The following is an 11,725-nucleotide window of genomic DNA, read 5'->3' on the forward strand; positions in this document are numbered from 1 at the left end:
AACCACAATATCTGGAGAAGATGAAAGAAAAAAACGAATATTTTGTGGTTTTTTAGTTTAGGTTCTCAAAAGAAGGAAAATAGGCGGAAATTTTTGATATTTGCAAGTTTTTATTGACAGTTTTTTGATTTGCATGTATACTAATTCGAGCGCTGGATTTGCGCTCTTATTTTGTTTACTGCGCGGCGGCAACGCCGTGTCGAGTAAGCGCCGCCAAAAGGCGGCCGGAAAAGTTTTTTACAGGAGGTGTCTCAACATGGCAACGAAACGTACCTATCAGCCCAAGAAGCTCCACGGTCAGAAAGTCCACGGCTTCCGCAAGCGGATGGCTACCGCCAACGGTCGCAAGGTTCTTGCTCGCCGTCGCGCCAAGGGCCGTGCCCAGCTCAGCTACTAAGGAGCCGCGTGCGCGGAAATTGCCGCGGGAGACCTGCTGAACAAAATAGACAGGGACGGCAGGAAACCGGTTTTCCTCCGTCCCTTATTGGCTTTGTTCAGTTGGTTCAGTCATCGGAAAGAACGGGAGAATACATGAAAAGAGCCGTAACGCTGAAAAAAAATCATGAATTTCGCCGCCTTTACAGCAGGGGGGCTTCCGCCGCCGGATACGGTCTTGTGATCTACTGCCGGAAGAACCGGCTGGGCCGCAATCGACTGGGAATCACAGTGTCCACCAAAATCGGACACGCCGTGGTTCGAAACCGGGCGCGCCGCAGACTGCGGGAGACTTTTCGACTGAACGCGGATCAGCTGCGGCAGGGGTATGACATCATTCTGGTTGCCCGGCACCGGGCGGTGGACATGCCATGGAAGGATTTGAACGCCAGCTTTTTGAAACTTTCAAAAAAGCTGGGGCTTTTGGAGGAGGTTTCTTAAGTGAAACGGGTTTTGCTGGCCATGGTAAAATTTTACCGTGTGGCAATTTCTCCGTATCGCCCCTCTTGCTGTCGGTTCTATCCGACCTGTTCTCAATACGCGCTGGAGGCCATCGAAAAATACGGTGCGCTGAAGGGTGGATACCTGTCTTTGCGCCGGATTCTTCGCTGCAATCCGTTCCACAAGGGGGGCTACGACCCTGTACCCTGAGCGTAGTAAGACTTGAATACGAAGGAGTCTCCAAATGGGATTTTTCGGAACCCTGGGATATTACGTTTGTATCCCGTTTGCCGCACTTTTGCGGCTGTTTTACAACCTGACCGGCTCCTATGGTCTGTCCCTGATCTTCTTTACGCTGGTAATCAAGCTGGTGCTGCTGCCCTTCCAGATGAAGAGCAAAAAGAGCATGGTGCGCATGAACCGCATGAGCGGGAAGATGCAGGAGATTCAGAAGAAATACGCCAACAACCCGGCTAAACAGCAGGAAGAGACGCAAAAGCTGTATGCCGAGCAGGGCGTGAACCCCATGAGCGGCTGCCTTTGGAGTTTGCTGCCCATGTTTTTCCTGATTGCGCTGTATGCCATTATCCGTCAGCCCATCACTCACTTCATGATGCTGGATTCCAGCGTGGTGGATTCGGCGCTGTCCGCGCTGCAGAGTGCGGGTATTGATATTTCCAACATCGCCATCGCCGCGAAGGACGGCACGATGCAGGTTACCGCGTTTGGTCAGATTATGATGGTCAACGCCATTAATACCCAGCTGCCTGACTTCGCCGCAACCATTCCCGGTTGGATCAGCGTGAATTACAGCTTCTTGGGGATGGATTTGTCCGTTTTGCCCAGCAATGTAATCAAGGCATTCACGTTTACGTGGAGCAATATCGGCGTGGTGCTGATGCCCGTAGTCTCCGCAGCGCTCAGCTTTTTGATGAGCATGGCGTCCATGTCCGGACAGAGCAAGCAGGGTCCTGCCGCCAACCAGATGAAGATGATGATGTGGATGATGCCGCTCATGTCTTTGTGGATTGGTTTCACGCTGCCTGCGGCTCTGTGCGTCTACTGGATTGCGCAGAGTGCTTTCTCCGCGGTTCAGGAGTGGTTTATGGGTAAATTCTATAACCAGAAGATCGAGGAAGAGGAAAATCAGCGTCAGGCTGTGATTGAGGCCGACCGCAAGCGCCGGCAGGAAGAGGCCAAGCAAAAGCAGGAGGAGCAGCGCCGTCAGTCGGCTCAGAAGCCCTCTTTGAAAGAAAAGCGCAAGGCCGCTCAGGATGCCAAGGTCAACAAACCCAAGAAGGCCAGTACCAATGAAAATGGCCGCGTGGGTGACCGTCCCTATGCCCGCGGCCGCGCCTATCAGGAGAATCGGTTCAACGATTCCAACGAGAAATAAGGAGCTTGTTGCCATGAGTTATATTGACGTAACGGGCAAGACAGAGGAGGAGGCCCTCGCCCGCGCTCTTTCGCAGCTGGGCATGGACCGGGACGATGTGTCCGTCCAGATTCTGGAGCGGGCAAAAAATGGATTTCTCGGCATCGGAAGCGCGCCGGCTAAGGTGCGGGTGACCTATGGCGAGGATGAGGAAAAAACCTCCCCTGTCTCTGCAAAGCCTAATCCGGAGAAATCGAAAACCGAAAGAAAACCCACGGAAAAACCTGCGGCTCCGGTTCAAAAACCCAAGGTGGAAAAGCCCGCCGTGAAGGCGCAGGAGCCTGTTCAAAAAACACAGCGGCCCGTGGCCGCTGCGGTGACTGAAACGGCGACCCCTATTGGGGAAGAGGTTCAGGATGAAAAGGCAGACGCCATCCGCACCTTCCTCTCCGGGCTGATGGAGAAGATGGAAGTGGAGAGTCAGGTCCATGTGTATCTGCCCGAAAAGGGACGGTATCAGGTGATTTTGACCGGACCCAATCTGGGCCAGATTATTGGGCGCCGGGGCGAGACGCTGGATGCAATTCAGCAGCTGACCAGCTATTCCGTGAATCGGTCCAGCAGCGGACGAATCCGGGTGACCCTTGACGCGGAAAACTATCGCGCCAAGCGGGAGGAAAGTCTGGAACACCTCGCTCACAAGGTGGCGCTGAAGGTGGTCAAGTACCGCCGCAGCGTGACGCTGGAACCCATGAACGCTTATGAGCGGCACATTATCCACACCGCCTTGCAGGAGGAGCCCAATGTGTCTACCGGGTCCATCGGCACGGAGCCGAATCGGCGGGTCGTTGTGTCCTACGAGCGCTGAACGCGAGCCTTTTGAAAAATACCCGTCCGGTCAAGCAAGACCGGGCGGGTTTTTCACAAAGTTATCAAAAATTGTGGAAAAAGAAAGCGGTTTTTCAGGGGGCGGCATCTAAAAAGCCATGTTTTGGATGAAATTCTGCTCAGTATCCACAATTTTTGAATGTGTGCTGAAAAAAGATGCTTCCAATCAGATGCAAATCATCTTAAAAAAAACGCGGATTAATTGAAAAAAAGCCTTTGTAAATAGATATAGGCAATTCAATTGCAAGGAATTGCCATAAGAACCTTCTTGACAATTGAAAAGAAAGGTGATAAAGTGACACACGATATCTAAAAAAGCTGTGAAAGGGAGTAGTATCCCCCGCTGCCGGGCAAAGAGAGAGGGCGTTTGGTGAAAGCCCTTGCCGGAATGGGGAGAAGGCGTCCTTGAGCTGTGCGGCTCAGCGAAAGCAGGCCGCGCCGGATCCCGCCGTTATCGGGTCAGAGTGCGCATTCGTTTGGATGCGAATTCAGGTGGTACCGCGGACAACCGTTCGCCCTGAGCTTTGCTCGGGGCGTTTTTGTTTTTTTACGATGAAATTTAAAGGCGGAAAGGGAGAATTACTGATGAAAAATACGGAAAAAACCATGGAAAAAATTGTGGCACTGTGCAAAAATAGAGGCTTTGTGTTCCCCGGCAGCGAGATTTACGGAGGTCTTGCCAACAGCTGGGACTTTGGGCCTTTGGGCGTGGAGATGAAGAACAACGTCAAGCGGGCTTGGTGGAAGAAATTCGTGCAGGAGAATCCCTATAACGTGGGACTGGACGCCGCCATTTTGATGAATCCCCAGGTTTGGGTGGCCTCCGGCCATGTGGCCACGTTTAACGATCCCCTGATTGACTGCAAATCCTGCAAAATGCGCCACCGGGCCGACAAGCTGGTAGAGAATTATAATCAGGAGAACAACATCACGGATGTGAATGTGGAGGCGATGACCGGCGAGGAGCTGGTGGCCTATATCCGGGAGAAAAACGTGCCTTGCCCCGGCTGCGGCAAGTCTGAATTTACCGATATCCGCAAGTTCAACCTGATGTACAAGACCCATCAGGGCGTGACGGAGGATTCCTCCACCGAGGTGTATCTGCGTCCTGAAACCGCACAGGGCATTTTTGTCAACTTCCCCGGCATCCAGCGCACCACCCGCCGCAAGCTTCCCTTTGGCGTGTGTCAGGTGGGCAAGTCCTTCCGCAATGAGATTACGCCGGGCAACTTCATCTTCCGCATCCGGGAGTTTGAGCAGATGGAGCTGGAATTCTTCTGCAAGCCCGACACCGATCTGGAGTGGTTCCAGTATTGGCGGAACTACTGCCACGAGTGGCTGAAGAACCTGAATGTGAAGGACGAGAACCTGCGTCTGCGTGACCATGAGAAGGAAGAGTTGAGCTTCTATTCCAAGGCCACCACAGACTTTGAGTATAAATTTCCCTTTGGCTGGGGCGAGCTGTGGGGCGTGGCCGACCGGACCAACTACGATTTGACACAGCATCAGGAGCATTCCGGTCAGGACCTGACCTATTTCGATCAGGAGACGGGCGAGCACTATATTCCCTATGTCATCGAGCCTTCTCTTGGAGCGGACCGCATGATGCTGGCGCTGCTGGTGGAGGCCTATGACGAGGAGGTTGTGGACGCGGAGAAGAATGATACCCGTGTGGTCATGCGGTTCCATCCCGCCATCGCGCCGTTTAAGGCGGCGGTTCTGCCTCTGAGCAAAAAGCTGGGCGACAAGGCCCGTGAAATCCAGCAGATGCTCTGCTCCGACTGGATGGTGGACTTTGACGACACCGGTTCCATCGGCAAACGCTATCGCCGGGAGGATGAGATCGGCACGCCGTACTGCATCACGGTGGACTTCCAGACTGTGGGCGATGCGGAGAAGGGCGAGCCTGCCGACAACTGTGTTACCGTTCGTGACCGGGACACCATGGAGCAGGTCAGAATACCCATCGATCAGCTGAAGGCGTATCTTGCCGAAAAGCTGGCCTACTAAGGCTGTACCGCGTGATTGAGGGCGCATTCAGCGCCGCATTGCGTGGGTTTCCTAAACAATAGAGAGCGGGACACGGAAGCACCGTGTCCCGTTTTCCCCTGAAAGCGAGCGAATGGATTGAAGAAAGCATTTCTGAAAATTGGAAAAGCGGCACTGGTTCTGCTGGCGGCCTTGGTGTTTGGCGGCGCGGCGGCCTTTGCCATGGAGTGGATTGCGCTGGGAGACGCTCAGGCGGCATTGGATTGGTGCCGTGGGGCGCTGGCTCCATTCTGCCTGACGGCAACGTTTTATGGGGGAGCCGCGCTGTTTTTGGCCCTTTTAACCGGTCGGCTCTGGATCGGAACACTGGGAGTCTCCGCCGTGGCGGTGGGGCTGGCGCTGGTGAGCTATTTTAAGTTTGCTATCAACGGTTCTCCGCTGGAGCTGGAGGATTTCGGCATGATCGGCCAGTTGAATCAGGTCATGGGCGTGGCGGGGAATTTAACCATCCCCGGCTTTGCTTGGGCGGCCATGGGTATGCTGGCGCTGGTAACGTTGTTTTTTCTTCTGCTGGGGAAAAAGTTGACACTTGGCTCCGGGCGGACACGGTTTTTGCTGCTGTCTTTGGAGCTTGCACTGATTTTGGGCTTGACAATTGGGCCGGGCGCGTCTGCGCTGGGACAAGCCTTCTCGGTAAACACAGCCGACCGCATCATGTCCACCGTGTCCTATCGGGATTATGGACTGACACTGGGTCTTTGGCGGGATGCGTGTCTTCTTTCCAACCGTGAGCCGGATGGTTATGACGCAGCGTACATGGATGGAGTGGTAAAACGGCTGGATGAGATTTTGAAACCAACGCAGCCCACTGCGTCTGCACAGGATACACCCAATGTGATTTTCATCCTCTCGGAGTCTTTTTATGACATGACCCGCCTGCCGGGACTCAGCCTTTCCGCCGATCCGGCGGAAAACTTCCATCGGCTCAGTGAGGAGGGAATCTCAGGCCGCTTTTATACCAGCTACCTGGGCTATGGAACCGGCTACATTGAGCAGTCTATTTTCTCCGGCCTGACGGGGAAGGATTTGGCCCCCGGAACCAATATCTGTTTCCGGGACGATGAGGATTACAGCCTTCTGGACTCTATCGTAACGCCCTTTCAAAAGGCGGGGTATGAGACGGAAATGCTCCACGCCTATAACAACAGTCTCTATAACCGCATGGTGACCTATCCGCGGCTGGGCTTTAACCGACTGCTGTTTTCTGCCCAGATGCAGGCGCTGGACTTGAACATTCAAGGCAGTCCCTACGCCGGAGGATATTACCTCAGCGACCATGTGTTTACACAGGCGCTTTTAAGCCGACTGGATGCGGCCAACGCGGACGGAAAAAAGGCGTTTCTCTTTGGCATTTCCATGGAAAATCACCAGCCCTTTGACCCGGAAAAGTTTGGCTACGAATGCCAGATCAGCGTGACCAGCGAGCAGCTGGATCAAAGGAATTTGGCCATTACGCGGGTGATGCTGGAGGGGTTGACCCGGGCGGATGAGGCGCTGGGGGAGTTGGCGGATGCCCTGCGGGAGCGGGATGAGCCGACCGTGGTGGTCTTTTTCGGCGATCATCGCCCCAACCTTTTTATGACCGACGGAGGCACGGTTTACAGCCATCTGGGGCTTTGCGACGGAAACGACTGTTCCAACTGGGACATCAATCAGGTGGCGGACCTCTATTCCACCGACTATCTGATCTGGGCCAACAATGCGGCGCTTTTAAAGGAGCCTGCCGGAACCCGGCAGGACACGGGATTAACATCTCTCGGCCCCGCGGTTTTGAATGCGGCGGACATGCCCAAAACTCGATACTGGGCGATGCAGGAGCGGCTTTCCAAAGCGCTGTTGGTGAATACGGATCTCTACTGTGTGACAGCGGAGGGAACCCCCTATTGGAATGTCACCGACGCCCAGCTGACCGACGAGGATCGGGAGCTGATGGAACTGCGGGACGCCATTGTCTATGATACATATTACGGAAATCGGTATGTCACCAACAGAATGAATCAAACAGTCGGCGCGTGAAGCGTCAATCAATGGAAAACCGCCGGATGCTGAAAGCATCCGGCGGTTTTTTGCCGAGGAAGTCAGATATAAAAACTTAAAAGGCCATTTTCCAAAATGCCTCGATTTCTACCCGGCTGGACTGCACGGAGCCTTGCGCAAATCCATTTCGTCCGCCGCCTCGACCGTGGAGAGCTGCGTTCAGCGCCTTCACCAGCGGGGAGATATCCTCGCCGTCAGACCGAACCAAAGCATAGGCATACTGCCCGTCCTCTCCGGCGAAGACCGCCGCAAGGCCACAACAGGTTTTTCCCACCGCGTCTGCCAGTTTGCGCACGCCGTCGAGTCGGAGAGGGGGCTGAAACAGGATTACGTCGCCCTTTCCGGTCTGCTGTTCGGCAAGAGAGGCAAACACCTCGTCCTCCAACTGGGTTTGCCGGGCCTTAGCGGCGTTCAGCTCCGCTTCCAGCCGTTCCACCGCGGCGGCAGTTTCAAAGGCCTTTACACTGAGCCGCTGGCCCACCGCCCGGTTTTGCTCCCAGTTTTTTGAGAGAAACTCCAGCGCCCGCCGGCCGCAGAGAATTTCCATGCGGACGCCCTCTCGAAACTTTTGGGAAGAGAGGATTTTTACAAGTCCCACCTGTCCGCTGCGCAAAACATGGGTACCACAGCAGGCGCAGCAGTCCGCTCCGGGAAAGCGCACGATGCGCACCTGTCCGGTCAGCTCCTTTTTAGAGCGGTAGTCGATGGTTTGCAGCGCCTCGCGGGAAGGGAAGGTAATTTCGATGGGAACGTCGGCGTAAATATAGTCGTTGGCCCGGCGCTCTGCTTCCAGAACTTGTTCCCAAGAGATTTCGGCGTTGTAATCGATGGTGATCGTGTCTGCGCCCATGTGGAAACCCACATTGTCGCAGTGGAATGTTTCGCAGAGGATGCCGCTGAGAATGTGTTCCCCGGAGTGCTGCTGCATGTGGTCAAAGCGCCGCACCCAGTCGATCACGCCGGAAACGGTTTCCCCAATCTCCACGGGTTTTTCACAATTGTGGAAAACAACACCGTTTTTTTCGTGAACGTCAATGACAGAAACGCCGTTTAACGTTCCCTGATCAGCGGGCTGACCGCCGCCCTCGGGATAGAAGGCGGTACGGTCTAACACTACGGAGAAGCCGCTTTTCAGCGGCTGACAGTCCATAACCGTCGCCGTAAACTCCTTTAAAAACGGGTCGGCGTAATAGAGTTTTTCTGTTTCCATGTGGAAAACTTCCTTTCGTGTTTCAAAACTGGAGATTATCCGGCACGAAATCGGTCTGTCCGACAACGAACCGGCAACGTTGGCTCACAGAAGACCCAGAGCCATTTTCCACTGGAGCACGCGGCCGCAGGCGGCGTCGATCAATTTCTCATCCAGTGTTCCATCCTTCACGGCGGCGATAACCTGAGGAATCTGCTCCCGATAATCCGTGGCAATCAGCAAATCGTTCCCCGCCTGAATCGCCAGCGCGGCCACAGAGCCGTTGTCCGCATAGGCTTTCACCGCGTCCATCACCAGATCGTCGGTCATGACCACATTGTTTTCACAGCCCGCATCCGCCATCAGTTTGCGCAGTTTTTCGTGGACAGCGGGGGAGAGGGAAGCGGGCAGGTCCGGGTCCATGCATGTGACAATGTTGTGGCTCACCAACACGGCGGTCATTCCACCGCCACGATGCAAACCGGAGGTAAAGGGTAAAAAATCGGAGGTTTCAAAGGTTTCCAACGACCGGTTATCCACGGCGATTCCAGTGTGGGTGTCGGCATTGTTTCCGTAGCCGGGGAAGTGCTTCAAAACGCTGCCCATGCCGTCGCTGGTCATGGCACTGGTGACGATGGAGGTATAGCTGCTTGTTTGGGCGGCGTCCTGTCCAAAGCTGCGGTCAAAAATAAAGTCTTTCGGGTCGGTGGATACGTCGGCCACCGGCGCGAGATTGACGTTGAAGCCCAGCGCTTTGAGAAGCACGTCCTTTTCCCGGGTGTCACGGATAATGGCCTGTAAATCGCCCTGCGCATAAAGCTGCTGAGGGGATTTAAATTTTTGACTGCGGATGTGGGGATTGGAGGAGACGCGCACCACCGTGCCCCCCTCCTCGTCCACGCCGATCAACAGGGGAATGTCCGCCATGTCCTGGTCGTGTTGAATGGTTTGAATCAGCTCGTTTGCAGTCTTGTCCTTCGTGTCCCGGCCAAAGAGAATATAGCCGCCCAGATGATAGGTATGAACATCGTTTGCCGCGTCCGATTCCGGTACCCGGGCGAAAAACAACTGACCGACTTTTTCCTCAAGAGACATCTGCGAGACGATTTCAACCGCCCGCTCTGCGTCGGTGAGAATGGGTGCGGCGGGCGCGGCTTCGCTGGATGCGGAACCGGCGTTTTCCGCCGGAGAACTCTCCGCCGAAGCGGAGGAGGAAGCGGGCTGAGATGCGCAGGACATCAGGAAAAGCAGGCTGACAGCCGTCAGCACCGCAGCAAGCATTCGTTTCATAGACGCCTCCCAATTAAAAATCTGATAGGGTCAGTTTATCACAGTTTTGTGGAAAAAGAAAGGAACCGGCGCGCTGATTGCACGCCGGTTCCGCTCAAATTGTGGAAAACAAAGCCGGGAAAGTTAATCCTGAGGCTTCACGAGGGCAATGTGCAGCTCGTCCAGCTGCTTCTGAGTCACCTCGCCCGGGGCGTCCATCATCACGTCCTGCGCGTTTTTGTTCATGGGGAAGGGAATGATTTCCCGAATGGAATCCTCGCCCGCCAGCAGCATGACCATGCGGTCCACGCCCGGGGCAATGCCTGCATGGGGAGGTGCGCCATAGGTAAAGGCGTTGTACATGGCGGGGAACTTGGCCTTCACGTCGTCCTCGCCCAGACGCACCAGCTCAAAGGCCTTGACCATGATCTCCGGGTCGTGGTTCCGCACTGCGCCGGAGGAAAGCTCCACACCGTTGCACACCAGATCATACTGGTCGGCGGTGATGGAGAGGGGGTCAATCTCGCCGGATTCGGCTTTCAGCAGAACATCCAGCCCGCTGGAGGGCATGGAGAACGGGTTGTGGCAGAATTCCAGCTCGCCGGACTCGTCGCCGACTTCGTACATGGGGAAATCCACGATCCAGCAGAAGGCATACTGTTCCTTGTCCATGTGACCGGGGACAGCCGCGCCCAGCGTCTTCACCAGCACGCCCGCTGTCTTCTGGGCGGCAGTCAGCTTACCCGCGGACAGGGCCACAAAATCGCCAGGCTTTAGCCCCAGAGCGTTGACCACCGCCTCCTTGCGTTCGGTGACAAACTTGGAGATTCCGCCAACCAGCTCGCCGTTTTCGTCCAAACGGAACCAATAGGCCTTGTTGCCCGCCTGCGTCTCCACGTCAGCAAGGGTCTTGTCGATAAACTTCCGTGTCTCCTTGAAGTCCGACACGACCACGGCCTTTACCGTGCTGCCCGCAAACGGCTCAAAGCCGCAGTCCGTTAAAACGGCGGTTGCGTCCTGCACCGTCAAATCAATGCGCAGGTCCGGCTTATCGGAGCCGTATTTTTCCATGGACTCCAGATAGGGAATGCGGGTAAAGGGCGCTGCGCTGGCCCGGTCATAGGCCCCGAACTTGGCAAAGATCGGGGGCAGAACGTCCTCCAGCACGGCAAACACGTCCTCCTGAGACGCGAAGGCCATCTCCATATCCAGCTGATAAAACTCGCCGGGGGAGCGGTCGGCCCGGGCGTCCTCGTCCCGGAAGCAGGGAGCGATCTGGAAGTACCGGTCAAAACCGGAAGTCATCAAAAGCTGTTTGAACTGCTGGGGAGCCTGAGGCAGCGCGTAAAACTTGCCGGGGTGGTTCCGGGCGGGCACCAGATAGTCCCGCGCGCCCTCGGGGGAGGAGGCGGTGAGGATGGGGGTAGTAATCTCCAAAAAGCCGTGGTCCGTCATAGCCTGACGCAGGGCGGAAACCACCTGACAGCGAAGAATAATGTTCTTCTTCACGTCGGGGTTCCGCAGGTCAAGGTAGCGGTACTTCAGGCGGGTCAGCTCGTCGGCCTCTCGGCTGCGGTTGATAGGGAAGGGCAGCTCGTTGTGGCGGCAGCGGCCCAGAACCTCGATGGATTCGGGCACGATTTCGATGTCGCCGGTGGGGATTTTGCTGTTTTTGCTGGCCCGCTCCCGGACGGAACCGGTCACGGAAATGGTGGATTCCTTGTTGATGGCCTTCAAGGTTTTGACCATTTCCTCCGTCTCGGCTACCACCTGCGTGGTGCCGTAAAAATCCCGAATCACGGCGAAGGCCAGCTCGCCGCCAACCTCTCGGACATTTTCCAGCCACCCCACGATGGTGACGGCTTTTCCCGCGTCGCTGATGCGCAGCTCCCCGCAGGTATGGGTACGTGATTGTGTCATGATGGTTCCTCTCTTTGTGTTGAATTCATTTAAAGTGAACGTTCTTGATCGTTAGATGGGCAAATTTCCGTGTTAGGAGGGAGTTTTCCGGCGAACTCCAAACCCAAGTGTGGGTACAGTCC

The 11,725-nt window shown here is 55.5% G+C and carries 10 protein-coding genes and 1 other annotated feature; of the genes, 7 read left to right on the top strand and 3 right to left on the bottom strand.

The genetic code is table 11. The features are described from left to right. Positions 1-256: 256 nt before the first annotated feature. The 7 genes from rpmH (at position 257) to ON16_RS06770 (ending at position 7,204) form a co-directional block, all read left to right on the top strand. A complete protein-coding gene (gene rpmH / locus ON16_RS06740; protein WP_040660542.1) occupies positions 257-397 on the top strand; it encodes a 50S ribosomal protein L34 in 141 nt (46 codons plus the stop codon). A 134-nt stretch (positions 398-531) separates the two neighbouring features. Beyond that, the gene (gene rnpA, locus ON16_RS06745; RefSeq protein WP_040660544.1) at positions 532-876 is read left to right on the top strand and encodes a ribonuclease P protein component; all 345 of its coding nucleotides are present in this window, start codon (positions 532-534) and stop codon (positions 874-876) included. Continuing rightward, entirely contained in the window at positions 877-1,086 is a 210-nt protein-coding gene (gene yidD / locus ON16_RS06750; RefSeq protein ID WP_040660545.1) for a membrane protein insertion efficiency factor YidD, read from the top strand. 34 nt (positions 1,087-1,120) lie between these two features. Then, a complete protein-coding gene (yidC, locus tag ON16_RS06755) occupies positions 1,121-2,272 on the top strand; it encodes a membrane protein insertase YidC (RefSeq protein WP_040660547.1) in 1,152 nt (383 codons plus the stop codon). A 13-nt stretch (positions 2,273-2,285) separates the two neighbouring features. Further along, positions 2,286-3,119, top strand: coding sequence for an RNA-binding cell elongation regulator Jag/EloR (gene jag, locus ON16_RS06760; protein ID WP_040660549.1), 834 nt, complete (start codon positions 2,286-2,288; stop codon positions 3,117-3,119). A gap of 331 nt (positions 3,120-3,450) precedes the next feature. Then, positions 3,451-3,662: a binding site (T-box leader), on the top strand. A 62-nt stretch (positions 3,663-3,724) separates the two neighbouring features. Continuing rightward, on the top strand, positions 3,725-5,149 hold the full coding sequence (locus ON16_RS06765; RefSeq protein WP_040660551.1) for a glycine--tRNA ligase: 1,425 nt from the start codon (positions 3,725-3,727) through the stop codon (positions 5,147-5,149). 117 nt (positions 5,150-5,266) lie between these two features. Next, a complete protein-coding gene (locus ON16_RS06770) occupies positions 5,267-7,204 on the top strand; it encodes an LTA synthase family protein (RefSeq protein WP_040660553.1) in 1,938 nt (645 codons plus the stop codon). A 76-nt stretch (positions 7,205-7,280) separates the two neighbouring features. Here ON16_RS06770 and ON16_RS06775 read toward each other — a convergent pair whose 3' ends face one another. The 3 genes from ON16_RS06775 to aspS form a co-directional block, all read right to left on the bottom strand. Next, positions 7,281-8,435, bottom strand: a complete 1,155-nt coding sequence (locus ON16_RS06775) for a serine-tRNA(Ala) deacylase AlaX (RefSeq protein ID WP_040660555.1) — start codon at positions 8,433-8,435, stop codon at positions 7,281-7,283. Between the two features lie 84 nt (positions 8,436-8,519). Next, positions 8,520-9,704 (bottom strand): glycoside hydrolase family 3 N-terminal domain-containing protein, encoded by a 1,185-nt coding sequence (locus tag ON16_RS06780; RefSeq protein ID WP_040660557.1) that lies wholly within the window; start codon positions 9,702-9,704, stop codon positions 8,520-8,522. 123 nt (positions 9,705-9,827) lie between these two features. Further along, positions 9,828-11,603: an aspartate--tRNA ligase gene (gene aspS / locus ON16_RS06785; RefSeq protein ID WP_040660558.1), complete on the bottom strand. Its 1,776-nt coding sequence runs from the start codon at positions 11,601-11,603 to the stop codon at positions 9,828-9,830. Positions 11,604-11,725 lie beyond the last annotated feature (122 nt).

Origin of the sequence: Oscillibacter ruminantium GH1, assembly GCF_000307265.1 — a bacterium.
Classification (GTDB): Bacteria; Bacillota; Clostridia; order Oscillospirales; family Oscillospiraceae; genus Oscillibacter; species Oscillibacter ruminantium.

What these genes read in the sequence shown, in the direction of transcription:
- ON16_RS06775 (WP_040660555.1), bottom strand. Translation starts at nt 8,435, where the DNA reads ATGGAAACAGAAAAACTCTATTACGCCGACCCGTTTTTAAAGGAGTTT.
- jag (WP_040660549.1), top strand. Translation starts at nt 2,286, where the DNA reads ATGAGTTATATTGACGTAACGGGCAAGACAGAGGAGGAGGCCCTCGCC.
- rnpA (WP_040660544.1), top strand. Translation starts at nt 532, where the DNA reads ATGAAAAGAGCCGTAACGCTGAAAAAAAATCATGAATTTCGCCGCCTT.
- yidC (WP_040660547.1), top strand. Translation starts at nt 1,121, where the DNA reads ATGGGATTTTTCGGAACCCTGGGATATTACGTTTGTATCCCGTTTGCC.
- rpmH (WP_040660542.1), top strand. Translation starts at nt 257, where the DNA reads ATGGCAACGAAACGTACCTATCAGCCCAAGAAGCTCCACGGTCAGAAA.
- aspS (WP_040660558.1), bottom strand. Translation starts at nt 11,603, where the DNA reads ATGACACAATCACGTACCCATACCTGCGGGGAGCTGCGCATCAGCGAC.
- ON16_RS06780 (WP_040660557.1), bottom strand. Translation starts at nt 9,704, where the DNA reads ATGAAACGAATGCTTGCTGCGGTGCTGACGGCTGTCAGCCTGCTTTTC.
- ON16_RS06765 (WP_040660551.1), top strand. Translation starts at nt 3,725, where the DNA reads ATGAAAAATACGGAAAAAACCATGGAAAAAATTGTGGCACTGTGCAAA.